Source organism: Cellulosimicrobium funkei, assembly GCF_900155925.1.
In the GTDB taxonomy this organism is placed as follows: domain Bacteria; phylum Actinomycetota; class Actinomycetes; order Actinomycetales; family Cellulomonadaceae; genus Cellulosimicrobium; species Cellulosimicrobium funkei.
The window spans coordinates 696,664-721,102 of record NZ_FTMI01000001.1; the positions used below are offsets into that span (position 1 = coordinate 696,664).

Consider the following 24,439-nt stretch of genomic DNA (forward strand, 5'->3'; position numbering starts at 1 on the left):
GAGGAGGAACGTCGTGAGCATCGTCGAGATCGAGTACCAGGTGACCGGGATGACGTGCGGCCACTGCGAGATGTCGGTGCGCGAGGAGGTCGGGCAGGTGCCCGGCGTCACCGCGATCGACGTGAGCGCGACCACCGGTCGGCTGGTCGTCACGGCCGACCAGCCCCTCGACGACGCCGCGGTCCTCGCCGCCGTCGACGAGGCCGGCTACACGGCGGAGCGGACGCGATGAGAGCCCCCGCCCGGATCGCGCTCTACGTCGCCGGGCTCGGGGTCGTGTTCGTGGCCTCGGCCGCCGTCGCGGGCGCCGTCGTCCCCGAGGGCGCGCTGGCGGAGCCGCCCGCCGCGCACGCGCCGGAGCAGCACGCCGCCACGAGCGACGACCCCCCGCAGGAGACCACGAGAGGAGCGGAGATGGTCGGCGGACTGTCCCTGGAGCAGGGCGGCTACACGCTCGGCGAGATCGAGGCGCCGCAGTCGCCGGGCACGCCCGGCGAGCTCGCCTTCACCCTCGCCGACCCGATGGGCGCGCCGGTGACCGACTTCGCCGTCGCGCACGAGCAGCGCCTGCACCTCGTCGTCGTGCGCTCCGACGGCGCGCACTACCGCCACGCCCACCCCGAGCTGGACGACGCCGGCCGCTGGTCGGTGCCCTGGACGTGGGACGCCGCGGGCACCTACCGCGTGTACGCCGACGCCGTCCCCACCGGCGGCGACCCGATCACCCTGAGCCGCACCGTCGAGGTCGCGGGCGACGTCGTGCCCGGCCGGGCGGGAGCCCCCACGACCACGGCGTCCGTCGACGGGTACGACGTCACGCTCGACGGGAGCCTCCAGGTCGGCACGGCCTCGCGCCTGACGCTCGAGGTCACGCGGGACGGCGAGCCGGTCACGACGCTCGAGCCGTACCTCGGCGCGTTCGGCCACCTCGTCGCGCTCCGCGACGGCGACCTCGCCTACCTGCACGCCCACCCCGAGGGCGCGGAGGCCGCGCCCGGCGAGGTCTCGGGCCCGACCGTGGCGTTCGCCGTCGAGGCACCGACCGCGGGCCGGTACCTCCTGTACCTCGACTTCCAGGTCGAGGGCCAGGTGCGCACCGCGGCCTTCACCGTCGAGGCCACCGGCGCCACGGCGACCCCGGCCGACGCCCCGGCCGACGCCCCCGCCGACGACGACCCCGCCGCGCACGACGACCACTGACCACCCTGCACCGGGCAGCCCGCTGCCCGGCCGGAAGGAGAACCTCATGACGGCATCGGCCGCCCCGTCGCCGGGGACGTTCGTCGAGCTCGAGATCGGGGGGATGACCTGCGCCTCGTGCGCCATGCGGATCGAGAAGAAGCTCAACCGGCTCGACGGCGTCACCGCGACCGTGAACTACGCGACCGAGAAGGCGAGGGTCACCGTCCCGGACGGCGTCGACGCGGCCACGCTCATCGCGGAGGTCGAGAAGACGGGCTACACGGCGCAGGTCCCGCGCGCCGAGGCCCCCGCCTCCGAGGAGGACGCGGGCACGGACGCGGACGACCCCGAGCTCACCGCGCTGCGGCACCGGCTGATCGGCGCCGTCATGCTGTCGGTCCCGGTCATCGCCATGGCGATGGTCCCCGCGCTCCAGTTCACGTACTGGCAGTGGGCGAGCCTCGTGCTCACCGCGCCCGTCGTGGTGTGGGCGGCGTGGCCGTTCCACCGCGCCGCGTGGACCAACCTGCGCTACGGCGCGGCCACCATGGACACCCTGATCTCCGTCGGGACCAGCGCCGCGTTCCTCTGGTCGCTGTACGCGCTCTTCCTCGGCACGGCCGGGGAGCCGGGCATGACGCACCCGTTCACGCTCTCGGTCGCCCGGACCGACGGCGCGGCGAACATCTACCTCGAGGTCGCCGCGGGCGTCACGACGTTCATCCTCGCGGGCCGCTACTTCGAGAAGCGGTCCAAGCGGCAGGCGGGCGCCGCGCTGCGCGCCCTGCTGGAGCTCGGCGCGAAGGACGTCGCGGTGCTGCGCGACGGCGTGGAGACCCGCATCCCGATCACCGACCTCGCCGTGGGCGACGAGTTCGTCGTGCGCCCGGGCGAGAAGATCGCGACGGACGGCACCATCGTGGCCGGCACGTCCGCCGTCGACGCCTCGATGCTCACGGGCGAGTCCGTGCCCGTCGAGGTCGGGGAGGGCGACGCCGTCACCGGGGCGACCGTGAACGCCGGCGGGCGGCTCGTCGTCCGCGCGACGCGCGTCGGCGGCGACACCCAGCTCGCGCAGATGGCGCGCCTCGTCGAGGACGCGCAGTCCGGCAAGGCGCAGGTCCAGCGCCTCGCCGACCGGGTCTCCGCGATCTTCGTCCCCATCGCCATCGCGATCGCCGTCGGCGCGCTGGGCGCGTGGCTCGGGGCGGGTGCGCCGGCCTCGGCGGCGTTCACCGCCGCCGTCGCGGTCCTCATCATCGCGTGCCCGTGCGCCCTGGGCCTCGCGACCCCGACGGCGCTGCTCGTCGGGACGGGACGCGGCGCGCAGATGGGGGTCCTCATCAAAGGGCCGGAGGTCCTGGAGTCCACGCGCTCCGTGGACACCGTCGTGCTCGACAAGACGGGCACCGTGACGACGGGCGTCATGACGCTCACCGAGGTCGTCACCGGGACGGGCACCGACCGCGCGGAGCTCCTGCGCCTCGCGGGCGCGCTCGAGGACGCCTCCGAGCACCCCGTCGCCCGGGCGATCGCCCGCGGCGCGGTCCAGGAGGTCGGCCCGCTGCCCGTGCTCACGGAGTTCACCAACGTCGAGGGCAAGGGCGTGCAGGGCGTCGTGGACGGGCACGCCGTGCTCGTCGGCCGCGAGTCGCTCCTCGCCGAGTGGGCGCAGCACCTCCCGCGCGAGCTCGCCGACGCCAAGGCGCGCGCCGAGGAGCAGGGCGGCACGGCCGTCGTCGTCGGCTGGGACGGGCAGGCCCGCGGCATCCTCGTGGTGGCCGACGCGGTCAAGCCCACGAGCGCCGAGGCGATCCGCCAGCTCCGCGCGCTCGGCCTCACCCCGGTGCTCCTCACCGGGGACAACGCGACCGTCGCCCGACGGATCGCGGCCGAGGTCGGCATCGACGAGGTCATCGCGGAGGTCATGCCGCGCGACAAGGTCGACGTCGTCAGCCGGCTCCAGGGCGAGGGCAAGGTCGTCGCGATGGTCGGCGACGGCGTGAACGACGCCGCCGCGCTCGCCCAGGCGGACCTGGGCCTCGCCATGGGGACGGGCACGGACGTCGCGATCGAGGCCGCCGACATCACGCTCGTGCGGGGCGACCTCCGCTCCGCGGCCGACGCGATCCGGCTCGCGCGTCGGACGCTCGGGACGATCAAGGTGAACCTCTTCTGGGCCTTCGCCTACAACGTCGCCGCGATCCCGCTCGCCGCGCTCGGCCTGCTCAACCCCATGCTCGCCGGTGCCGCGATGGCGTTCTCGAGCGTCTTCGTGGTGGGCAACAGCCTGCGGCTGCGCTCGTTCTCCAGCCGCGCGACCGGCGCGCACCCCGGCACGCCCGCCGCGACCGCGCCGACGGCCCGGCTCGCCGGCGTCTGACCCCGACCCCGACCCCGACTGACGACCCTCCAGGAGGACCCCGCATGTGCCAGCACCACGACGACACCCACCCCGGCCACGACGACCACCCGCACGACGGCGGGCACCACGGTGCGCACGACGCGGCGCACCACCACGCGCCCGCGACCGCCGCGGGGGTCGCGCCAGCGACGAGTGAGGCGGCGGACGACGACCTCGCCGAGTGCCCCGTGATGCGCGGGAGCATGGTCGCGAAGGCCCACGCCGAGGCGGCCGGGCTCGTGCGCGACCACGAGGGCGTGCGCTACTGGCTGTGCTGCTCGTCGTGCGGGCCGCTGTTCGACGCCGACCCGGCCCGGTACGCGCGCGCCGCCTGACCGCACGGATCACCGGCCGCGTCGTCCCGGCGCCCTCGTGCCCGGTGCCGCACCCTCCCGGTGCGGTGCCGGGCACGCGTCGTGCGACGGACGGGTCGTGCGGCAGAGGCTCAGGCGCGCGACGCCGTCACGTCGCCGACGACGCGCACCTCCACGTCCACGCCGTCCACGGTCTCGGGGACCGCGACGTCGTCGGACGTCACGTTCACGCGCAGCAGCCAGTCGTCGCCGACGCCGGACGTCCCCGCACCGCGCACCGGGCCGCCGGTCAGGTCGGCGCGCGCGATGCCGACGCCGGTCACGCCGTCGAGGCCCGCGAGCTCGTCGCGCAGCGCGGCCTTGGCCTCCCGGGCTCGTTCGAGGGTCGCCACGGCAACCACCTCCCGCACCCATTGTGCGCCCGACGGCGGCCGGAAGGCAGGGCCGACCGCCCCACCCTCCGGGGATCGGGCGAGCAGACCCGTCCGGACGGCCCGAGCAGCGTCGTGCCGGTTCAGCCGAGCAGCGTCGCACCCAGCCGATCGAGCACGGTCCCGATGGGGTTGCAGTACGTGAGCCCGGTGCCGTTCGCACCCCCGGTCTCCGACCCCGCGAACAGCAGCCCCAGCGCCACGCCGTCCTCGCGGTACACGAGCGACCCGGAGTCGCCGCCGCGCGAGAAGGGCCCGTCTCCCGTGGACTCGACCTCGATCTGGTCGTCGAAGCGCAGCGCGCCGAGCCCGTCGCCGTACCCGACGACGACGTCGTCGAGCTCGATCGCCGTGACCCGCCCCGCGGTCACCCCCGTGGTCCGGCCCGACTTGCCCACGACCTCGCCGCCCAGCGCGACCGCCGTCGTCGTGATCCTGCCGACCGGGTACTCCGGGTCGACGTCCGGGTCGTCGAGGAGCGCGACCGCGGCGTCCACGGTCTGCGTGATCCCGGCCTCGAGCGGGACCAGCCCGGCGAGGGTGCCCACGCGGTCGTCGGGCGCGCGACCGCCGTCGGCCGGGCCGGGCTGCACGACGACGTCCCCCACCCGGGCGGCCGGCGAGCCGACGAGCACGTGCCAGTTGGACAGCGCGTAGACCGAGGCCTCGTCGGCGCCGTCGACCGCTGGCGGCGCGACGCGCACGAACGCCCCGAGCGTCCCCGCGGTGACGTCGACGTGCGCGACGGAGACCCCGGGCCGCAGCGGCCGGACGCGGCCGGTCTCGCCGGTCGCGTACGCGGTGACGACGGGCGGGCGCACGCCCGGGCCGTCGCCGCGGGCACGCCCGGCGCCCGGCGCGGCGGCGAGCGGACGGATGCGTCCCGTGCGCCGCACGTCCACCGTGTCGCCCGCCTCCGAGGCGACCTTGCGCGCGATGCTGCGCGCGGTGGGCACCCCGAGGCGGTACCGGACCGCGATCGCGTACCCGCCGTCGTCGTGCGGGGCGAGCCCGATCGCGAGCGTGGGGGCGCGCACGACCTCCGCGGCGTCGGGCACGTCGCGCGCCTCGATCGCCGTGTCCGACCGGCCCGGCAGGCCCGACCGCTCGGCGAGCTCGCGCGCGTAGTCCGCGAGCTGCGACTTGATCTCCCGTGCCTTCTGCTGGTCCATCGGTGCACCGTCCCCTCGCCCGGCGGACGGCTCCCGCCGCCCGCGTCCTGCCGAGCGAGTCTGGCGGCAGCCGCCCACACGCGCACCGCGGCGCGCCGCACCCGCGTCAGGCGCGCAGGAGCTGCTCCACCCGGACGGACCGGCGGCGCGCGACGACGAGCGTCGTCACCGCGACGGACACGAGGCCCCACAGGACCAGGGCCACGGCGTCGCCCGCTCCCCCGGCCGCGCCGGGGTCGACGATCGACGTGAGCAGGCGGAGCGCCGAGCCCACCGGCAGGACGTCCCGCAGGCTCGTGAGCGCGGCCGGGACGGTCGCGACGATGCCGGTCGCGACGAGCAGCACCGCCACGAGCAGGCCGATCGCGCGCCCCACGTTCCCGAGGAGCGCGGCGAGCGCCTGGTTGAGCGCGACGAACACGACCGACGCGAGCGCCCCGGACGCGAGCAGACCGATCCAGCCGCCCACGCTCGCACCCTCGACCGCGGCGAGGACGCCGCCGACCACGAGACCGGTCGCCGCGGCGATCCCGGCCGGGAGCGCGAGCGCCGCGAGCGCGAGCCGGCCGGGGCCGCGCGTCGACCCCAGGAGCCGTGCCGGGACCGGCGGGAACGCGACGAAGATCGCGAGCGCGCCCAGCCACAGCGCGAGCACCGCGAACAGCGGGCCGGTCGAGCCGGTCCCTAGGTCGTCGACACCGGGCGCGGCCACGGGGTCGGCCACGACGCTCGCGAGGTTCTCGCGCTCCGCGTCGGTGTACGAGGGGATCTGCCCGGTCGCCTCGCCCAGACCGTCGGCGAGGTCGGACGTGCCGCCCGCGAGCTGCCCGACGCCGCCCGCGAGGTCGCCCGCGCCCGTCGCCAGCTCCTGGGTGCCGGTCGCGAGCTGGTCCGCGCCGGTCCCGAGGGCGCCGACGCCGTCGGCGAGCCGGTCCGCGCCGCTGCCGAGCGCCCCGACCCCGGCGGCCAGGCCGTCGGCCCCGGTGGACAGCCGGCCCGCGCCGCCGGAGAGCTGCGCCGCGCCGTCGGCGACCTGGTCCGCCCCGGGCGCGAGCTGCCCGAGCCCTGCGGAGAGCGCAGCCGCGCCCTGGGCCACGCCGGCGGCCCCGGTCGACGCCTGCGCCGCGCCTGCGGACAGGTCGTCGGCGCCCGTGGCGAGCCGGTCGACGCCCGCCGCGAGCGCGTACAGACCGGTCGGGGCACCACCCTGGCCCGACGGCGAGCCCGCCAGGGCCGCGTTCCCCACGGCGACGCCCGCCGCGTCGGCGGCGAGCGGGCTCAGTACCTCGAGCTGCTGGTCGAGCACCCCGCACGTGGGGTCCGTCGCCCCGTCGACGCACCCCGCCGCGACCCGCTGCTGCTCGAGACCGGCCACGACCTGGGCGAGGCCGCCCGCCACGTCGCGCGAGCCCGTCGCGAGCGCGGTCGCGGTCTCCGGGAGCGACCGGCCGGTCGACGTGCCGTCGGGCAGCCGCACGTCCGCGATCGAGGCGTCGAGCGCGCCGAGCCCGCTCGCGAGGTCCGACGCCCCGGTGGACAGCGCACCCACGCCGCCCGCGAGGCTCTGCGCCCCGGCGGCCAGCTGCCCCGCGCCCGCGGCGCTCTGGTCGACGCCGTCCGCCACCTGCCGCGACCCCGCAGCGAGACCCTGGGCGCCGCTCGCGACGCCCTGCGCGCCCGACGCGAGCTGGTCCGCGCCGCTGCCGAGCTCCCCGACCCCGGCGACCAGGCCGTCCGCGCCCGTGCCGAGCTCGCCGACGCCGGACGCGAGCGCGCCCGCCCCGGTGGCGACCTCGCCCGCGCCCGACGCGAGCTGCGTCGCCCCGTCGCTCGCCTGGGCGGCGCCGTCGGCGAGCTGGTCCGCGCCGTCGGCCGCCTCGCCGAGCTGGTCGTGGAGCGTCGTGAAGCCGGTGAGGACGCCGTCCACGTAGTTCTCGGTGAGCGTCGTGCCGAGCACCGACGTCGCGGTCGTGGTGACGATGCGCGCGAGCGCCTCGTCGACGACCCGCCCGCCGGGCGTCGTCTTGACGGACAGCGTGGCCTGCGTCGCGGCCGACGGGTCGCCGCCGAACGACGTGGCCGCCGCGGAGAAGTTCTCCGGGATCGTCACGACGGCCGCGTACGTGCCGTCGGCGAGACCGGCCGCGGCGTCGTCCGCGTCGGTGATGACCCAGTCGTAGTTCGTCGTCCCCGGGTCGGGCTGCACGGCGACCGCGCCGGTGTCGGTCGAGGCGGCGCCCCCGCTGACGAGCCCGGCGGTGAGCTGACGGCCGAGCGGGACGGTCTGGCCGTCCACCTCGACCGGCTCGTCGAGGTTCACGACCGCGGCCTTGACCGTGTCCAGCCGCTCCTGCGGGTTCCACAGCGCCCACAGGAGCAGGCCGAGGACGGCGAGGGGCAGCGCGACGGCGGCGGCCACGGTCCACGCGCGCCGGGCGTCGACGCGGCGGGGGCGCGCCCCGCCGGTCGGCGCCCCTGGGGACGTCGGGTCGGCGGTCGGGTCGGTCGGGACCGGCTCGGGCGGGAAGACGCTCATGCGGGCACCTCCTCGGTGCGCGGGCCGACGACGGGCGCGGCGGGGACGGTGCGGTCGGGGTGGTGCGGGTCGTGCAGGTCGAGAACGGGCGTGCCGGGCGGGGCGAGGTCCGTCGGTGCCGGGCCGACGGCGCCGAGCACCACCGCCGTGCCGCGCCCCGCCGCGTCGGCGAGCACCTCGGCCAGCGCGGCCCGCTCGGCGGGCGACGTGACGGCGTCGGTCCCGACCACCGCCAGGAGCCGGGGCCGCTCGCGCAGGACCTCGGCGACGCTCGCCGCCGCCGGCACGCGGTGCGCCGCGGGCGCCGGGGCGTCGCCGGGGAGCGCGGCGACGTCCGCCGCGAGGTCCACGAGCGCGACGCGGCGCCGCACGGTCAGCGCACGCTCCGGCAGCACCAGGCCCGTGACCTTGAGCGCCCCGCTCGTCGGGCGCAGGCGCCCCGCGAGCGCGAGCACGACCCCGGACACCGCCGCGGGCGACTCCCCGTGCACGACGAGCGACCCGCCGTCGGGCACCCGGACCGTGACCGGCTCGGCCAGCGGGCCGCGCGCGCCGGCGACGACGAGGTCGTGCGCGACGACCGCGTCCGTGCTGCCCGGCTCCGGCCAGTCCGCGAGCGCGAGCTCCTTCGACAGCCCCTCACCCTCGACGTCGAACGACGGCAGCACCCGGTCGAGCCAGCGCGGCATCCACCACGCCTTGTCGCCGAGCAGGGCGAGCACGGCCGGGACGAGCGTCATGCGCACGACGAACGCGTCGACGAGCACGCCGACCGCGAGGCCGAGCGCGATGGGTTTGAGGCTCATGTCGCCCTCGGGCACGAACGCCACGAACACGGCGAACATGATGACCGCGGCCGCGGTGACGACCTTCGCCGACGCCTGGAACCCCGTGAAGATCGACCGCCGGGCCTGGCCCGAGTGCACGTAGTCCTCGCGGATGCGCGCCACGAGGAACACCTCGTAGTCCATCGCGAGGCCGAACAGCACGCCCATGAGGACGATCGGCATGAACGAGATGACCGGCCCGAGCCGTGTCACGTGCAGCGCGTCCGCGAGGAACCCGTGCTCGAACACGAGCGTCACGACGCCGAACGCCGCGCCGACCGAGAACAGGTAGCCGAGCGTCGCCTTGATCGGCACCGCGACCGACCGGAACACCATCGTCAGCAGCACGAGGGACAGGCCGACGACGACGAACGCGAACGGCAGCAGCGCCGCTCCGAGCTTCGCCGAGACGTCGATCCCGACCGCCGTGAAGCCCGTGACCGCGAGGTCGACGCCGTACTCGTCGAGGAAGTGGTCGTGCTGCGCGCGGATCTCCGTGACGAGGTCCTTCGTCTCCTCCGAGTCCGGCGCGCCGGTCGGGACGACCTGCACGATGCCCGTGTCCGCCGTGAGGTTCGGCGTCGCGAGCGGCACGTCCGCCACGCCCGGGAGGTCCGCGATCTCGTCGCCCAGGTCGTTCATGAGACCGACGGGGTCCGTGGACGTGACGATCGTGCCCGTGACGATGAGAGGCCCGTTGAAGCCCGGGCCGAAGTGCTCCGACACGAGGTCGTACGTGACGCGCGCCTGGTTGTCCTCGGGCAGCGTCCCCGCGTCGGGAAGCGCGAGCTGCAGGTCGCGCGCCGGCAGCGTGAGCAGCACGATCGCGGCGACGACGAGCCCGATGGTCAGCAGCGGGATCCGCGTGACGGCGCGCACCCACCCCGCGAAGAACCGGTTGCGGTGCTCGGTCGTGGTCGGGTCGGAGAGGTCCCTGGTCGGGTCCGCGGTGGGGGCGCCCTCGGTGCTCGGGGCTGCCGCGCCGTCACCCGGTTCGTCCGGGCGGGGGTTCACGAGCGCGGCTTGACGCCCTCTCGCATCCGAGGCCGCCCCCACCGCTCGTCCGGCCCGTCGCCCGCGCGACCCGGTCGCCCCGGTCGCCCTTCCGCCGTCCGCTCCCGCGGTCGCACGGCGTCGCCCGCGCCCACGAGGGCGCGGTGCCTTCGGGCGGAGGCGCTCGCCCGCGAAGCCCAGCATGGCGGGCAGCAGCGTGATCGAGACGAGGACGGCGAGCCCGACCCCGACGGCGGCGGCGACGCCCATGACGGTGAGGAACGGGATGCCGGCGACGCCGAGGCCGACGAGCGCGATCATGACGGTGAGGCCCGCGAAGATGACGGCCGAGCCGGCGGTCGCGACGGCCCGCGCCGTGGCCTCCTCGACGCTGAGGCCGGTCGCGAGCTCGTCGCGCTGCCGGGACACGATGAACAGCGCGTAGTCGATGCCGACGGCGAGGCCGAGCATGACGGCGAGCATCGGGGTCGTGGAGTTGATCTGCGCGACGGCGGTCGCGGCGAACAGGAGTCCCATGCTCACGCCGACCCCGACGACGGCGTTGAGGAGCGGCAGCCCGGCCGCGACGAACGAGCCGAACGTGAGCACGAGCACGACGAGCGCGACGAGGAGGCCGAGCGCCTCGGTGACGGTGAGGGTCGGGAACTCGGTGCTGAAGAGCTGGCCGCCGAGGGCGGCCTGCGCGCCGTCGGGCAGGGCCGCGGCGAGGTCGTCGACGACGTCGCCGAGCGCGTCCTTCGTGGCGTCGGTGACCTCGCTCTGGCCCTCGTCGAGCTGGACGGTCATGAGGGTCGCGACGTCGTCGTCGCTGACCGACGCGGGCATGGTGTCGTCGTAGGGGGAGGTGACGGCGGCGACGCCGTCGACGTCGCCGAGCGCGGTGACGGCGTCCTCCACGGGGCCGCGGACCGCGTCGTCCTCGATGGTCGAGCCGTCGGGAGCGACGACGACGACCTGCGCGGACGCCCCGCTGACCTGCGGGAACGTGGCGGCGAGACGGTCGAGCGCGGCCTGCGACTCGGTGCCGGGGATGGTCACCTCGTCGTCGAGGCCCTGGCCGACGAGACCGGCGAGCCCTCCGGCCAGCACGAGGATGCCGATCCAGGCCACGAGGACGAGCCGGCGCGCCCCGACCGCCCAACGGCCGAGCGAGTACAGCGCTGAGGACACGGGCGGCCTCCCGGGGAGAGTGCAGACGGATTCGAGGATACGCCGCTGTATCCGATGCGCGAACGTATCGGATACACTCGTGCATCGCAAGGCCGCCCGGTTCGGGCGGCGCCGTCCGACAGTGGGAGCATGTCCGGCGTGACGACGGACCTCGACCCGACCCGAGTCGACCGCGCGGAGAACGACGCGCCGCTCTCGCGACGCCGCGAGCGCACGCGCGAGCGCCTGCTCGACGCCGCCTACGGCCTCTTCGCCGAGCACGGCATCAACGGCACCTCGATCGAGGCGGTGTGCGAGGCCGCGGGCTTCACCCGCGGCGCGTTCTACTCGAACTTCGAGTCGAAGGAGTCGCTGTTCCTCGCCCTCACAGAGCGCGAGATTCGGACGCGCATGCGCAACCTCGAGGCCGCCGTCGAGCACCTGCCCGACGACCCGGTCCGCGACGGCGTCATCGCGCCCGACACGATCGCCGCGATCGTCGCGGCCGTCATGGCCGACCCGCGCGACGAGCGCCGCTGGTGCCTCATGAGCGCGGAGCTCGAGCTGCTCGCGCTGCGCGACCCGCAGGTCGCGGCGCGGTTCGCGGACCAGGAGGAGTCGTTCCGCGCCGAGCTCGCGGGCATCCTCACCCGCGTGCTCACCGAGGTCGGCATGCGGTTCGCGATCGACCCGGCGGCCGCGACGCGCGTGCTCATCAGCGCGTACACGTGCGCGGCGCGCGACGCGTTCCTCAGCCCCGCGGGCGACGACGCCGTGCAGCGCGCCCAGAGCGCGGACTGGCTCCCGGCGCTCGTCGGCCGGCTCGTCGAGCCGCTGCCCGCCGCGGACTGAGAACCGCCCCCGGCGTGGGTGGCGCACGTCACACTGGCGCCATGACACTCACCTTCAGCGGCGCCGTGGTCGACTGCGCCGACCCCGCCGCCGTGGCGGACTTCTGGCAGGCCGCGCTCGGGTGGACGGGGTGCGAGACCGGGCCGCACGGCGAGGCCGTGCTCTTCCCGCGCGACGGCGAGACGATCCTCGGACCGCCGAGCCTCGTCTTCCAGCGCGTCCCCGAGGGCAAGACGGTGAAGAACCGCCTCCACCTCGACTTCTCGTCGTCGACGCAGGCCGCCGACGTCGCACGGCTCGAAGGGCTCGGCGCACGCCGCGTCGACGTCGGGCAGGGCGAGCACGAGACGTTCGTCGTCCTGGCGGACGTCGAGGGCAACGAGTTCTGCGTCCTGCGCGGCGACTGACCCCTCCACGTCAGGCGGGGTCGGGGCGGTACACCGCGGCAGAGCCCGGGGGCGGCTCCCCCACGTCCGCGACGGGGCGCGGGTCGTACGCCTCCGCGGTGAGGTCCGCGCGCTCGACGCGCGAGAGCCGGAACCAGCGGATCGCCTCGCGCGTGCGGCACCACGCGACGAGGTACCAGCGGCCGTCGGTGTGCGCGAGCAGCACGGGCTCGACGCGACGCGCCGACGTCGCCCCGCGCACGTCCCGGTACCGGATCGCCAGCACGCGCCCGCCCGCGATCGACTGCTCGACCGCGCGCAGCACCCCGAGGTGGGTCCGCGCGCGCCCGACGACGTCACCCCGGCCCGGCGGGGTCGTGTCGCCGTACGGCTCTCCCGGGTGGACGGCGTCGGCCGGGACGGCGGGCGGGCCTGCTGCGGGCGGGACGACGTCGGGCGGGCTCGCGGGCGGGACGGCGTCGGGCGGGCTCTCGGGCGGGACGGCGTCGGGCCGGTCCGGGTCCGGCACGGCGTGACGGACCCACACGCGCGCGGCGAGCGCCTCGGCCCGTGCGCGGTCGCCCGCGCCGAGCGCGTCCCACACCTTGCCACGGGCGGCGAGGGCGTCGACCGCGAACGGGCTCCCGGGCGGGAGCGTCGCGAGCGCGACGGCCACGGCGACGGCCTGGCCGGGCGTGAAGTTCACCGGCGGGAGCGACGCGCTCGGGTCGAGCACGTACCCGCCCCCGGGCCCCGCCTGCGCCCAGATCGTGAGCCCGGCCTGCTGGAGCGCGGCGACGTCGCGCTTGATCGTCCGCTCGCTCACCTCGAGCGCCGCGGCGAGGCGCGGCCCCGTCGTACCCGTCCGGCCCGCGCGGCGCAGCTCCTCCGCGAGCGCGTAGAGGCGCTCCGTCCTGTTCACCCCAGAATGGTGACAGACAGGTGTCACCGACACCCTGCGAGGGTGGCTGCATGAGCACCCACGGAACACCCGAGCAGCCCGTCCACGTCGTCCTCGTCCCCGGCTTCTGGCTCGGCGCGTGGGCCTGGGACGACGTCGTCCCCCACCTCGAGGCCGCCGGCCTCGTCCCCCACCCGGTGACCCTGCCGGGCCTGGACCCCGGCGCGACCGCGGCCGACCGCGCGCACGTCACGCGCGCGGACCACGTCGCCGCGGTCACGGATCTCGTGGACGGGCTCGACGGCCGCGTCGTGCTCGTGGGGCACAGCGGCGGCGGGCCGGTCGTGCAGGAGGCCCTCGACCGGGGCCCCGCGCGCATCGAGCGCGTCGTCTACGTCGACACGGGCCCGCTCGTCGACGGCGCGGCGCTGTCGCCGGGCCTCCCGGCCGACGCCGCGGAGGTCCCGCTCCCGACGTGGGAGGAGCTCGCCGAGGCCGGGTCGAGCCTCGACGGGCTGGACGAGGCCGCGCTGGCGCGGTTCCGCGAGCGGGCGGTGCCCACCCCCGGGCCCGTCGCGCGGGGGGCGGTGCGGGTGTCGGACCCGGGCCGCCTGAAGGTGCCCGCGACCGCCGTCTGCTCGTCGATCCCGTCCGCCGTCCTCGCCGAGATGGCGCACCCGGGGCCGCCCCTGCACACCGAGCTGGGCGAGGTCGAGGACGTCACCTACGTCGACCTCCCGACCGGCCACTGGCCGATGTTCTCCCGCCCGCGGGACCTCGCGGCCGTGATCGTCGACGCCGTCTCCTGACCTCCGGGTGAGACATCGTGCACGTTCCGGAAAAAAGTCTCCGAAGTCGCGTCACAGACGGAGACTTCTGCCGTCTCCTCGTGTGGACGGCCGACCGGCCGCCGCAGAACGACGGACGACGAGACGGACCATGCACGACACCCTGCCCTCCGCCCCCTCGCGCACCGAGGTGCGCACCGCCCTGCTCTGGGCGCTCGAGAACGACCGCGACGCGCTCCTCGAGCACCGCGAGACGACCCAGCACTGCCTGTGGGCGGCCGCGCGCGGCGCCGCCGACCGGCGCCTCGTGCGGCGCTGGCGCGCGGCGGCCGCGGGGCTCCCGTCGACCGTCGCCTGACGGCGGTCTGATGACGGCCGTCAGACGGCGGTCGACGGACTGAGCCCTGCGGGCCGCCGCCCGCGGGCGGCGACCCGGTCAGCCGAGCGTCGTCGGCAGCGCGGCGTCGCCCTCGCCCGGGGTGGCCCCCAGCACGTGCTCCGCGAGGAAGGCCAGGACCACCTGGTACCAGACCTTCGCGTGCTGCGGCTGGAGGATCCAGTGGTTCTCGTCCGGGTAGAAGAGGAACCGGTGCACCGTGTCGCCGTCCGGACCGGCGGGCAGCCCGGAGGACGCGAGCAGCTCGTACCAGAGCCGCAGGCCCTCGCCGATCGGCACGCGGTAGTCCTTGTCGCCGTGGATGACGAGCATCGGCGTCACGATGTCCTGGACGAACCGGTGCGGGCTGTTCTCCAGCGCCATCTCGTCCGTCATCTCCCGCGCCCAGTAGTAGGCGTGGTCGGTCGTCGGGCCGAACTGGTCGAGCGCCCACAGGCTCGCGTGCGTGACGATCGCGCGGAAGCGGTCCGTGTGGCCCGCGACCCAGTTCGCCATGTACCCGCCGAAGGACCCGCCCATCGCGGCCGTCCGGGTGGCGTCGATCTCCGGGCGCGCCTCCACGGCGTCCGTGATCGCGAGCAGGTCCGTGTACGGGGCCTTGCCCCACGCGCCCCACCCGCGCTGCACGAAGTCCTGCCCGTACCCGGTCGACAGCGCCGGGTCCGGCAGCAGCACCGCGTAGCCCTGCGCGACCATCAGCCACGGGTTCCAGCGCCAGCTCCACGCGTTCCACGACCCGAGCGGGCCGCCGTGGATCCACAGCAGCAGCGGTGCCGGGTCCTCCGCGGACGCACCGTGCGGCAGCGCGAGCCAGCCCCGCACGCGCACGTCGTCCCCCGCCGCCGTCTCGACGTCGACGAGCGTGCCCGGCAGGTCGGGCGTCGCGACCGGGCCGCGCAGCGGCGTCGCGGGCACCGGCGTGCGGCCACCCGGCGTGCCGGAGTCGAGGAACGCGCCGAGGTCGACGCGCACCGGGTGCGCGGGCTCCAGGTAGCTCGTCCGCAGCGCGTAGAGCGTCCGGCCGTCGGGCGCGACCTGCACGTCCGTGAACGTCGCGTCGTCGCTCGTCACGCGCTCCGCCGTGCCGTGCTCGGCCGCGCCGTTGCCCGCGGGGTCGAAGGGGACGAGGAAGACCGGGCCGCGGCCGTCGTCGTCCGCGGTGACGAGCAGGCCCGAGCCGTCGGGCAGCCAGCGCAGCGACGTCGGCCAGCGGTCCCAGTGCGGCACGAGCGTGCGCGGCGACGCGTGGTTCTCGGCGCGCGTCGTCGCCGAGTCGTCGTGGCCCTCAGCCGTCCCGGCGGGCCCGTCCGGCGCGTGCAGCGGCACGACGGCGAGGCTCTCCTCCGGCGCCTGGTGCGGCGTCGAGATCGTCTCGCGCACGAACGCGACCCACGCGCCGTCGGGCGAGATGCGGGGCGAGTGCGCCTCCGCGCGCGGCTCGTCGACGAGCGTGCGGCGCGCGCCCGTCGCCGTGTCGATCGCGACGAGCGTGCTGCGCACCTGCGGGCCGGGACCCGGCACCTGCCACGTCGTGACGAGCGTCGTGCCGTCGGCGGACAGGTCCGCCGAGTGCTCGTGCAGCGCGCGCCCCGGCGCCGTGCCGTCGTGCCCGACGCCGCGGCTCACGTCGCGCAGGTCGAGCAGCCGCGCGTCGTGCTCGGCTGCGGCGTGCTCGGCGGCGTGCTCCGCGGCGGTGCCCTGCGCTCCCACGGCGAGCGGCGCGGCGGCGAGCGGCGCGGTGCTGCCCGAGGGCGCGGGCGCGTCGGTCGGGGCGGCCGGGGCGGGGAGGGGCTGCGCGGGCGCGTCGACCAGCGTCGTGAGGTCGCCGACGAACCGGTGCGCCTCGTCGGGGCCGCGGTCGTGGTCCCACTGCCGCACGGGGTAGGCGCTGTGCAGGATCGCCGCGACCTTCGCGTCCTTGCGCGCCGACCGGAGCTCGGCGTCGTGCGCGAGGTCGCGCGCGCTCGGCAGCACCGACGCCGCGACCGACACGACCGGCGCGTCCGTCGCCGCGAGCGGCCCGCTGACGCCCGCGGGCGCCGTGGCGACCACGCGCGCCTCCCCGCCCGACGCCGGCAGCAGCCACAGCGCCGACGTCGCGTCGTCGTCGGAGCCGCCGTCCGGGTCGGGCCGCGCCGACGTGAACAGCACGTCGCCCGCGCCGGTGAACGTCGCGCTCGACTCGCCCTTCGTGCTGCGCGTCAGCCGACGCGCGGGCGCCTCCCCCGCCGGGTCGACCTCCCACAGCGCCGCCCGGTACCCGGTGCGCTGCGGGTCGAGCGTCTGGACGGTCGTGACGAGGCGCGTCCCGTCGGGCGAGAGCGCGAGGCCCCCGACGCGCGGGATCGCGAGATATCGGTCGAGATCGTGGAACGGTCCCACGGTCGGGTCGGGTGTACCGGGCGTGCCAGCCAGATTGCTCACCCGTACGTCCTATCACGCCCCTCCCCCGGAAACGGCTCCCGCCGAACACGGGGTCAGAGACCGGAATCCGCGGATTCGGGTCGCCACCCCCGTTCTCGACGGTCGCTTCTCCCGTGTTCGGGCGGTCTGGCCGCGGGGAGGGCGCCGCGGTGGCCGAGGAAGGTTCGTACCGCGGGGCCGACGCCGCCCGGCACGTCACGACTCGTGAACCGGAGCAGCTCGATCGTGCCCGAGGCGGCGAGACGGTTCTGGCGCGTGCGATCGGCGTACACGGCCTGAGGGTCGGAGTGCACGTCCGCTCCGTCCATCTCCGCCACCAGCCACCGCCCGCCACCGAGACGCCAACCCATGTCTCCCCGCGCGACGACGCGACCGTCCGCGTCGAGCACCGGTAGCTGGAGGACGTCAGGCGGCACGCCCACATCCACGCAGTCGAGCCGTCCGAAGGACTCCAACGGCGACTCCGCGCGGCCGTCCGCCATTCCCCAGAGCGCGTGCGTGGCGGCGACGCCACGACGCCCGCGTGCCAGGTCGTGCGCCCTCGCGAGCCCGTCGGGGTCGGTCGACCGCCGGTGCAGCGCGGAGTCGAGGACGGCCAGCGCGTGGGCGCGAGGCAGCTCGGGCACCGCCTGGGCGAGGGCGCGCTCGACGGTCGCGACGGCTCGCCCACCGATCTGGACGGTGGTCATCCCGTCGTCGAACTGCCGCAGGCGGATGCCGTCGCGCGTGGTGCGGTCGCTCGCACGGGGCAGGGCGACCTCCGGGGCGACCCCGACGGGGATCCCCTGGACGCCGTGCAGCACGAGCGCCGTCGTCCCGACGGCGATGGCCTCCGGGCCGAAGGCGAGCAGGCCCGCCCACGCCGATCTCCGCCGTCGATGGTCCCAGCCCCAGCGCTGACCGGCCGGCGGCCAGAGGTCGTAGACACCACGCGTGACGCGCGCCCAGGCACCCGAGTCGACGCGACGACGAGCGACGCGCGAGGAGACCCCTGCGGCGAGCAGCTGGTCGATCGACACGAGCCCGGCCTGCGCAGCGACGAGCCGGTCCAGCTCCGGTGAGAACGCCATGGCCGGCATGGCACCACGACACCCTCGTCCACTGCGGCACGAGCCTTCGCCCCCTGTGGACACCCGGCCCGGCACCGACCCTGTGCACAACAAGAGTCGCCCTCAAACCCCCATCACCGCCCCGCGAGCACGCGATCAGCGACCGAAATCCCGGATTCTCGGTCTCCAACCCCGTGTTCGGCGGAGACGGGGGGCGGGGCGAGAGGGGGCGGAACGGGGGCTCGGTCAGTCGTTCCGCTTCGACATTTCCGCGAGCATGTCGTTGTACTCCTGGAGCTCGGCGTCGCCGTCGCGGTCGGCCTGGCGGTCGCGGCGCTTGGCCTCGCGCTCGTCGGAGCGCGTCCACATGACGGCGACGACGATCGCGAGGATGAGGGTCGGCAGCTCGCCGATGCCCCACGCGACGGCGCCGCCGCGCTGCTGGTCGGCGATGGCGCTCGGGCCCCACTCACGGCCGAGGAGGCCGAACCACTCGGGCACGAGCAGCTCCTCGCCCGAGGTGAGCGCGACGCCGAAGAACGCGTGGAACGCCATGGTCGCGAACAGCAGGAGCAGACGCTGCGGGTAGGGCGGGCGGTGCGGGCCGGGGTCGATCCCGACGAGCGCGTTCGCGAACAGGTACCCCGCGAGCGTGAAGTGCACCAGCATGACGAGGTGGCCGGCGTACGTCGTGAGCGCGTACTCGAACGCGGGCGTGTAGTAGAAGACGATCATCGAACCGGCGAAGTTCACCGCCGCGACGACCGGGTTCGCGAAGAACTGGCCCACGCGCGACGTGACGAGGGCGAGCACCCACTCGCGCGGTCCCCGCGACCCGTCCTTGCGCGGCGGCACCGCGCGCACCAGGAGCGTCACGGGGGCGGCGAGCACGAGGAAGATCGGCACGACCATCGCGAGGATCATGTGCTGGACCATGTGCGCGCTGAACAGCACGTGGCCGTACATCGCCGGGCCGCCGGACGTGACCCAGAACAGGACGAGGATCCCCAGGCACCAGGAGACGGTGCGCCCCACCGACCACGAGTCGCCGCGCCGCGCGAGGCGGCGCACCCAGCGCAGGTACACGACGATCGCCGCGACGCACGCGAACGCGGGCAGCAGGTCCCAGCGCCACTCGGTGAACCAGCGGGCGAGCGTCGGCTCCGGCGGGAGCGCGTGCCCCGTCACCTGGTACGCGGCGGAGGTGTCGAGCGGCTCCTCCTGCGGCACGGGCGGGGCGGTGGACCCGAGCGCGACGGCGACGCCGGACACGGCGCCCATGATCGCGAGCTCGACCGCGACGAGGCGCCAGAACAGCCAGCGCGTGCCCTCCGCGGCCGCGGCCCGTGCGCCCGTGGACGACGACGTCCCGCCCGTCCCGGCACCGCTCGCCGGGGCGCCGTCCCCGGCCGGGCGAGCGGCCGCCGTCGGGCCGGCGAGGCGACGCACGACGAGCTCGCGGTGCGCGAACCCGACCGCGCCGAGGACGAGCAGGAGCGCGAGCTTGGTGAGCAGGAGGATGCCGTAGTCGGTGGTCAGGCCGGCGAGGGAGTCGACCCGGATGCTCGCGTTCGCGATGCCCGAGACGGCGACGGCGACGTAGCACCACAGCGCGATCGCGGAGTACCGCGCGACGGACGACGCGAAGTCCGCGCGGCCCAGCCCGCCGCGCACGCGCACGACGGCGAGCGTCCCGAGCCCGCCGACCCACAGCGCGGCGCCGGCCAGGTGCAGGAACATCGACGAGACGGCGAGCTCGTGGCTCACCGCACCGGCTGCGTGGCCGGTGTTGGCCTGCATCCCGAGGGCGAGGAGCGCCAGGGCCGCGGTCCACATCGCCCCGGTCGCGCTGCGCACGGCGAGCGCGACGGCGGACGTCAGGGCCGCGACGACGACGATCGCGAGGTAGTTCCGGCCGAGGCTGACCTGCGAGACGAAGAGGCCGAGCTGGTCGCCGAACGTCGGGTTGGTGACCGGCGTGCTCGAGATGGAGGAGTAGCGCAGCACGACCTGCAGGACGGTGAGCACCGCCCACGTGGCCGACGCCGCCCCCGCGACGCCGAGCGCCTTGCGCACGGGCGTCCCTGCGGGCAGCACGCACGCCGCGAGGACGAGCGAGCCGAGCGTGAGCGCGACGGCGAGCTCGGTGAGCACCGTGACGACCGGGGTGCCGAGGCGCGCGAGGGCGCCCGGGTCCGGGAAGCCGGCGGGGACGGTGAACGCGGCCGAGAACGCGCCGGCGGCGAGGACGGCGACGACCGCGACGACGACGGCGAACGGCCCGGCGACGACGAGCCACCACGGGTTCGCGGGTCGGGCGTCCGAGGGCGCGCGGCGCAGGGCAGTGGTGGTCACCCCACCAGGGTATCGACCGCGCGGGCCCCTCCGGTCACGGCTCAGCGCCGGGACAGGCGGGCCATCCCGTAGACCTTGGTCGCGCGCACGCGCAGCACCTGGCGGCGGTCCGCGACCATGGCGCGCCGGAACTCCTCCCAGTCCGGGTGCTCGCCCCCGGTAGCCGCGCGGTAGGTCTCGACCAGCTCGTCGGCGGCGGCGTCGTGGGGGTCGAGCGCGACGGCGCTCAGCTCGGCGTCGCCCTCGACGACGGCGTAGCCCGCGAAGTCCTCCGCGCTCACATGGAGCGAGACGCGCGGGTCGCGCGCCGCGTTGCGGGTCTTCGCGCGGTCGGCGGTGACGGAGACGCGCGCGAGCCCGTCCTCCGGGTCCCAGACGTAGAGCACGTTGGAGAGCTGGGGCCGCCCGTCCTTCTTCACGGTCGCGAGGACACCCTGGCGGCGCGCGGCGACGAGGTCGAGCAGCGCGGGGTCCCCGAGCGGGGCGCGCGGCCCGCGGCCGGGGACGTCGCGGACGGTGTCACGGGAGATGTCACGGGCGTCGGTGCTCATGCCGGGGCAACCGTCGCCAGCCCGCGGGGCATTCCCGGCGCACCGCACGTGGGGACCTCTCCCCACCCGAACCTGTGGACGACGCCCGGTCCGGCGGGGTCCGCGCTGGCATACTGGGCCGGGTTCGCCGGGGGCTCGCGAGGCTCCGTCCGCCCTCCGGCCGCGCACGGGACCACACCACCCGCACCACCCGGAGGACGACCGATGGCCGCAGGGCACGGCAGCATCTCGACGCAGGACCTCGACCGCGCGAGCCACCTGCTCAAGCGCGTCGGCCAGGTCTTCGACCAGCGCGTCGTCGGGCAGGAGGCCCTGCGCACCGCGCTCGTGAGCACGCTGCTCGCGGGCGGGCACATCCTGCTCGAGTCGGTCCCGGGCCTCGCCAAGACGACCGCTGCGCAGACGCTCGCCGCGGCGGTCGACGGCTCGTTCCACCGCATCCAGTGCACGCCGGACCTCATGCCGAACGACATCGTCGGCACGCAGATCTTCAACTACGCGACCGGCCAGTTCACGACCCAGCTCGGCCCGGTGCACGCGAACGTCGTCCTGCTCGACGAGATCAACCGCTCGTCGGCCAAGACGCAGTCGGCGATGCTCGAGGCGATGCAGGAGAAGCAGACGTCGATCGGCGGCGAGAACTACGCGCTCCCCGACCCGTTCATGGTGCTCGCGACGCAGAACCCCATCGAGGAGGAGGGCACGTACGTGCTCCCCGAGGCCCAGATGGACCGCTTCCTCATGAAGGAGGTGCTCACGTACCCGACGCCGCCGCAGGAGCTCGAGATCCTTCAGCGCATCGCGACCGGGCAGATGACGCGCCCCCTCACGGCGCAGCCGATCTCGCTCGACGACGTGCGCTTCCTGCGCGGCCTCGTCGACGACGTGTACGTGGACGACTCGATCAAGCGCTACGTCGTCGACCTCATCAACACGACGCGGTTCTCGGGTCCCCGCCCGGTGCCGGGCCTGGAGCGCCACGTGCGCGTGGGCGCGTCGCCGCGCGGCGGCATCGCGCTCATGCGCGTGGGCCAGGCGCTCGCGATCCTCGCGGGCCGGGCGTACGTCATCCCGGACGACATCAAGGCGGTGCGGTACTCGGTGCTGCGCCACCGCCTCGTGCGCACGTTCGACGCGCTCGCCAACAACGTGCCGCCGGAGCAGCTCGTGGACGCGGTGTTCGACGCCGTCCCCACGCCCTGACCGGTCCGCCCACCGTCCCGAGAGAGCACCACGTGCCCGACGTCTCCCGTCTCGCCCAGGTCCGGGCCCGGCTCGACCTGCCGGTCGCGCGCCGGGCGTCCGGCCTGCTCGAGGGCCGGCACCGCTCGGTGTTCAAGGGGCACGGGCAGGACTTCGACGACCTGCACCTGTACGCGCCGGGCGAGGACGTCGGCGACATCGACTGGAAGTCCTCGGCTCGCGCCGGGCTGCCGATCATCCGCCGGTTCGTGCGCGAGTCGAACCTCAACCTCGTGCTCGTCGTGGACACGGGGCGCACCATGGGCGCGACGGCGCCGAGCGGGGAGACGAAGGCGGAGATCGCGAGCTTCTGCTGCGCGCTCGTCGCGTATCTCGCCCGCGACCGGGGCGACCGCGTCGCGCTCGTCGCGGGCGACGCCGAGCGCCTGGTCCAGCTCCCGCCGCGCGCGAGCACGCGCGACCTCGAGGTGCTGCTGCGCACCGTGGAGGGGCTGTGGCGCCCGGACGCCCCGGGGAGCGACCTGTCCCGGCCGCTCGACCGCGCGCAGACGGCGTTCCGGCGCCGATCGCTCGTGGTCGTCGTCACGGACGAGGCCCGCCCGGCTGCCGAGCACGAGCAGCTGCTGCGCTCGCTGCGCGTGCGTCACGAGGTGATGGTCGTGCAGGTCGCGGACCTCTCGCCGGTGGGCGCCGGGACCGGGGAGGTGGCCGACGTCGACGGGACGCTGCGCCTGCCGCCGTTCCTGCGCGGCCGGGCCGCGCTCGCGGCGCCCGCCGCCGAGGCGCTCGCCGCGCGGCGCGCCGAGGTGGCCGAGCGGCTGCGCGCCCTCCAGGTCGAGGGCGTGCTCGTCGAGGGGTCCGACGACGTCCTGCAACGCTTCGTCGAGCTCCTGGGGAGGCAGAAGCGTGCCCGTCGATGAGCTCGTCGACCCCGTCGGCTACTCGGGGTGGTGGACGGCCCTGGGGATCGTCCTGGTCCTCGCGGCCGCCGTGGTCGTGTTCCTCGTGATCTGGCTGACGCGCGCCAGCGCGGAGGAGAAGAACGCCCCGCGCCCCGCCCCGCTGCTCCCCACGGGCCCGCACGACCCGTACGCGTCGCTGCGGGCGGAGTACGAGCGGCGCCTCGACGCCGTCGCCGAGCAGTTCCGCGCGGGCGAGCTCGACGAGCGCACCCTGCACCTCGCCCTCTCGGCGGAGATGCGCGGCTTCGCGACCGGACGGCTCGGCCAGGACGCGTCGTCCATGACGCTCTCGGAGATCCAGCAGCTCGCCGAGGCCGGGCGGCTCACGCAGCTCATCGCGCGCTACTACCGGCCGTCGTTCGCGGACCACGACAACGACCCGGCGGCGCGCTCGACGGACGGCGAGGACTCGATCGACCGTGCCCGGGCGGTGGTGCGCGGATGGTGAATCGCTCCGTCGCGGCGAGCACCGCCGTCGTCCCGGGGCCGCAGGGCCCGTCGATCCTGTGGCCGTGGCTGTGGGTCGTCCTCGTCGTCGCGGTGCTCGCGGCGGCGGCGGTGGCGTGGTGGCTCGCGCGGCGGCGCCGGGCGCGCGACGCTGACGCGGGCGTGCTCTGGGTCGCGAACTCCGACTACCTCGCGCGCGTCCCGGCGTTCGCCGCGTGGGTGCGCCGCTACCGCGTGCTGCAGGGCCTCACCGCGGCGGGGCTGCTCGTGGCGGTCGTCGGGGCGGGCGCGGTAGCGGCCCGCCCGGTGGAGACGGACGTCGTCGTCGACCGCCTCGGCACGCGCGACATCGTGCTGTGCCTCGACGTGTCGGGCTCGATGATCGAGTACGACGGCGCGGTGCTCAAGGTGTTCCAGGAGCTCGTCGACAACTTCGAGGGCGAGCGGATCGCGCTGTCGATCTTCAACTCGTCGTCGCGCACGGTCTTCCCGCTCACGGACGACTACACGCTCGTCCAGGAGGAGCTCCAGGCCGGGATCGCCGCGCTCGACCAGGACCCGGCGACGTTCGACTACACGGGCGGCACCGACGACGCGGAGATCCTCGAGTACGCGCAGTTCACGGCGGGCACGACCGCGAACCTCTCGGGCGCGAGCCTCATCGGCGACGGGCTCGCGAGCTGCGCGCTCCAGTTCGACGCGGAGGACACCGAGCGCTCGCGCTCGATCATCCTGGCCACGGACAACTACGTCTCCGGCGAGCCGATCTACACGCTCCCGCAGGCGGCGGACCTCGTCGCGTCGCGCGACATCACGCTGCACGGCATCTTCGGCGGGTCCCAGCGCTACGAGGGCACGCCCGAGGAGACCGAGTACCGCGAGACCGTCGAGTCGGGCGGCGGCCTGTACTTCCTCGCGGACGACCCGGCCGCGGTGCAGGGCATGGTCGACGACGTCGTCGCGCAGCAGGCCGTCGAGCTCGACGCGTCCCCCGAGGTGGTCGTCACGGACCGGCCCGCGGGCTGGTTCCTCGTCGCGGTCCTCGGCGTCGCGCTGCTGCTCGTCGTCGCGTGGCGGGTGAAGGAGTGACGCGCC

Annotated in this window: 21 protein-coding genes; 12 read left to right on the forward strand and 9 right to left on the reverse strand. The window is 75.7% G+C overall.

The window, feature by feature from the left end; translation table 11 throughout:
- Window positions 1–19: 19 nt before the first annotated feature.
- From BXA05_RS03030 to BXA05_RS03045, 4 genes are read left to right on the forward strand one after another with little or no spacing between them, the layout of a single operon-like run.
- Window positions 20–232 carry a heavy-metal-associated domain-containing protein gene (locus tag BXA05_RS03030; RefSeq protein ID WP_085951370.1) on the forward strand — a complete coding sequence of 71 codons (213 nt, stop codon included), beginning with the start codon at window positions 20–22 and terminating at the stop codon, window positions 230–232.
- Entirely contained in the window at window positions 229–1,200 is a 972-nt protein-coding gene (locus BXA05_RS03035; protein ID WP_076403816.1) for a DUF8832 domain-containing protein, read from the forward strand. Before BXA05_RS03030 ends, BXA05_RS03035 begins: the two co-directional genes overlap by 4 nt.
- Window positions 1,201–1,246: 46 nt before the next feature.
- The gene (locus tag BXA05_RS03040) at window positions 1,247–3,565 is read left to right on the forward strand and encodes a heavy metal translocating P-type ATPase (RefSeq protein WP_076403818.1); all 2,319 of its coding nucleotides are present in this window, start codon (window positions 1,247–1,249) and stop codon (window positions 3,563–3,565) included.
- Between the two features lie 44 nt (window positions 3,566–3,609).
- A complete protein-coding gene (locus BXA05_RS03045; RefSeq protein WP_076403820.1) occupies window positions 3,610–3,921 on the forward strand; it encodes a hypothetical protein in 312 nt (103 codons plus the stop codon).
- Between the two features lie 110 nt (window positions 3,922–4,031).
- Here the strand turns inward: BXA05_RS03045 and BXA05_RS03050 are convergent, their stop codons facing one another.
- The 4 genes from BXA05_RS03050 to BXA05_RS19230 all read right to left on the reverse strand — a co-directional run bounded on the left by BXA05_RS03050 (window position 4,032) and on the right by BXA05_RS19230 (window position 11,050).
- Complete coding sequence (locus BXA05_RS03050) at window positions 4,032–4,292, reverse strand: hypothetical protein (RefSeq protein WP_076403822.1); 261 nt, start codon at window positions 4,290–4,292, stop codon at window positions 4,032–4,034.
- 122 nt (window positions 4,293–4,414) lie between these two features.
- Window positions 4,415–5,503, reverse strand: a complete 1,089-nt coding sequence (locus tag BXA05_RS03055; RefSeq protein WP_076403823.1) for a chymotrypsin family serine protease — start codon at window positions 5,501–5,503, stop codon at window positions 4,415–4,417.
- A 106-nt stretch (window positions 5,504–5,609) separates the two neighbouring features.
- A complete protein-coding gene (locus BXA05_RS03060; RefSeq protein ID WP_083711305.1) occupies window positions 5,610–8,039 on the reverse strand; it encodes a YhgE/Pip domain-containing protein in 2,430 nt (809 codons plus the stop codon).
- On the reverse strand, window positions 8,036–11,050 hold the full coding sequence (locus BXA05_RS19230; RefSeq protein ID WP_083711307.1) for an MMPL family transporter: 3,015 nt from the start codon (window positions 11,048–11,050) through the stop codon (window positions 8,036–8,038). The genes BXA05_RS03060 and BXA05_RS19230 overlap by 4 nt, the downstream gene beginning before the upstream one ends.
- A 129-nt stretch (window positions 11,051–11,179) precedes the next feature.
- On the opposite strand from BXA05_RS19230, the gene BXA05_RS03075 reads away from it, so the two are divergent.
- A complete protein-coding gene (locus tag BXA05_RS03075; RefSeq protein ID WP_076403825.1) occupies window positions 11,180–11,881 on the forward strand; it encodes a TetR/AcrR family transcriptional regulator in 702 nt (233 codons plus the stop codon).
- 41 nt (window positions 11,882–11,922) lie between these two features.
- The gene (locus tag BXA05_RS03080; protein ID WP_076403827.1) at window positions 11,923–12,288 is read left to right on the forward strand and encodes a VOC family protein; all 366 of its coding nucleotides are present in this window, start codon (window positions 11,923–11,925) and stop codon (window positions 12,286–12,288) included.
- A gap of 10 nt (window positions 12,289–12,298) precedes the next feature.
- On the opposite strand, the gene BXA05_RS20370 is transcribed toward BXA05_RS03080, so the two are convergent.
- Window positions 12,299–13,189: a helix-turn-helix transcriptional regulator gene (locus tag BXA05_RS20370; protein ID WP_244550365.1), complete on the reverse strand. Its 891-nt coding sequence runs from the start codon at window positions 13,187–13,189 to the stop codon at window positions 12,299–12,301.
- A gap of 50 nt (window positions 13,190–13,239) precedes the next feature.
- Here BXA05_RS20370 and BXA05_RS03095 point away from each other — a divergent pair, with 50 nt between their 5' ends.
- Both BXA05_RS03095 and BXA05_RS03100 read left to right on the forward strand, forming a co-directional pair.
- On the forward strand, window positions 13,240–13,977 hold the full coding sequence (locus BXA05_RS03095) for an alpha/beta fold hydrolase (RefSeq protein WP_076403829.1): 738 nt from the start codon (window positions 13,240–13,242) through the stop codon (window positions 13,975–13,977).
- A 130-nt stretch (window positions 13,978–14,107) separates the two neighbouring features.
- Window positions 14,108–14,314, forward strand: a complete 207-nt coding sequence (locus BXA05_RS03100; protein WP_061267027.1) for a hypothetical protein — start codon at window positions 14,108–14,110, stop codon at window positions 14,312–14,314.
- Between the two features lie 78 nt (window positions 14,315–14,392).
- On the opposite strand, the gene BXA05_RS03105 is transcribed toward BXA05_RS03100, so the two are convergent.
- The 4 genes from BXA05_RS03105 to BXA05_RS03120 form a co-directional block, all read right to left on the reverse strand.
- Window positions 14,393–16,768 carry a S9 family peptidase gene (locus BXA05_RS03105; RefSeq protein WP_076404092.1) on the reverse strand — a complete coding sequence of 792 codons (2,376 nt, stop codon included), beginning with the start codon at window positions 16,766–16,768 and terminating at the stop codon, window positions 14,393–14,395.
- A gap of 62 nt (window positions 16,769–16,830) precedes the next feature.
- The gene (locus BXA05_RS03110; protein ID WP_076403831.1) at window positions 16,831–17,847 is read right to left on the reverse strand and encodes a type IV toxin-antitoxin system AbiEi family antitoxin domain-containing protein; all 1,017 of its coding nucleotides are present in this window, start codon (window positions 17,845–17,847) and stop codon (window positions 16,831–16,833) included.
- A gap of 225 nt (window positions 17,848–18,072) precedes the next feature.
- Entirely contained in the window at window positions 18,073–20,181 is a 2,109-nt protein-coding gene (locus tag BXA05_RS03115) for a bifunctional copper resistance protein CopD/cytochrome c oxidase assembly protein (protein WP_076403833.1), read from the reverse strand.
- A 41-nt stretch (window positions 20,182–20,222) separates the two neighbouring features.
- A complete protein-coding gene (locus tag BXA05_RS03120) occupies window positions 20,223–20,732 on the reverse strand; it encodes a PPOX class F420-dependent oxidoreductase (RefSeq protein ID WP_083711313.1) in 510 nt (169 codons plus the stop codon).
- Window positions 20,733–20,936: 204 nt separating this feature from the next.
- Here BXA05_RS03120 and BXA05_RS03125 point away from each other — a divergent pair, with 204 nt between their 5' ends.
- Genes BXA05_RS03125 through BXA05_RS03140 form a run of 4 tightly spaced genes read left to right on the forward strand, consistent with a single transcriptional unit; the run spans window position 20,937 to window position 24,433 of the window.
- Window positions 20,937–21,935 (forward strand): AAA family ATPase, encoded by a 999-nt coding sequence (locus BXA05_RS03125; protein WP_043659061.1) that lies wholly within the window; start codon window positions 20,937–20,939, stop codon window positions 21,933–21,935.
- A gap of 32 nt (window positions 21,936–21,967) precedes the next feature.
- Complete coding sequence (locus BXA05_RS03130) at window positions 21,968–22,855, forward strand: DUF58 domain-containing protein (protein WP_076403835.1); 888 nt, start codon at window positions 21,968–21,970, stop codon at window positions 22,853–22,855.
- Complete coding sequence (locus BXA05_RS03135) at window positions 22,842–23,345, forward strand: hypothetical protein (protein ID WP_076403837.1); 504 nt, start codon at window positions 22,842–22,844, stop codon at window positions 23,343–23,345. The genes BXA05_RS03130 and BXA05_RS03135 overlap by 14 nt, the downstream gene beginning before the upstream one ends.
- Entirely contained in the window at window positions 23,339–24,433 is a 1,095-nt protein-coding gene (locus tag BXA05_RS03140; protein WP_061267030.1) for a vWA domain-containing protein, read from the forward strand. The genes BXA05_RS03135 and BXA05_RS03140 overlap by 7 nt, the downstream gene beginning before the upstream one ends.
- The last annotated feature ends 6 nt before the right edge of the window (window positions 24,434–24,439 follow it).

Excerpts from the sequence above, each read along its gene's own strand:
- BXA05_RS03035 (WP_076403816.1), top strand. The coding sequence starts at position 229 with ATGAGAGCCCCCGCCCGGATCGCGCTCTACGTCGCCGGGCTCGGGGTC.
- BXA05_RS03040 (WP_076403818.1), top strand. The coding sequence starts at position 1,247 with ATGACGGCATCGGCCGCCCCGTCGCCGGGGACGTTCGTCGAGCTCGAG.
- BXA05_RS03045 (WP_076403820.1), top strand. The coding sequence starts at position 3,610 with ATGTGCCAGCACCACGACGACACCCACCCCGGCCACGACGACCACCCG.
- BXA05_RS03055 (WP_076403823.1), bottom strand. The coding sequence starts at position 5,503 with ATGGACCAGCAGAAGGCACGGGAGATCAAGTCGCAGCTCGCGGACTAC.
- BXA05_RS03060 (WP_083711305.1), bottom strand. The coding sequence starts at position 8,039 with ATGAGCGTCTTCCCGCCCGAGCCGGTCCCGACCGACCCGACCGCCGAC.
- BXA05_RS03075 (WP_076403825.1), top strand. The coding sequence starts at position 11,180 with ATGTCCGGCGTGACGACGGACCTCGACCCGACCCGAGTCGACCGCGCG.
- BXA05_RS03080 (WP_076403827.1), top strand. The coding sequence starts at position 11,923 with ATGACACTCACCTTCAGCGGCGCCGTGGTCGACTGCGCCGACCCCGCC.
- BXA05_RS03095 (WP_076403829.1), top strand. The coding sequence starts at position 13,240 with ATGAGCACCCACGGAACACCCGAGCAGCCCGTCCACGTCGTCCTCGTC.
- BXA05_RS03100 (WP_061267027.1), top strand. The coding sequence starts at position 14,108 with ATGCACGACACCCTGCCCTCCGCCCCCTCGCGCACCGAGGTGCGCACC.
- BXA05_RS03110 (WP_076403831.1), bottom strand. The coding sequence starts at position 17,847 with ATGGCGTTCTCACCGGAGCTGGACCGGCTCGTCGCTGCGCAGGCCGGG.
- BXA05_RS03120 (WP_083711313.1), bottom strand. The coding sequence starts at position 20,732 with ATGAGCACCGACGCCCGTGACATCTCCCGTGACACCGTCCGCGACGTC.
- BXA05_RS03125 (WP_043659061.1), top strand. The coding sequence starts at position 20,937 with ATGGCCGCAGGGCACGGCAGCATCTCGACGCAGGACCTCGACCGCGCG.
- BXA05_RS03140 (WP_061267030.1), top strand. The coding sequence starts at position 23,339 with ATGGTGAATCGCTCCGTCGCGGCGAGCACCGCCGTCGTCCCGGGGCCG.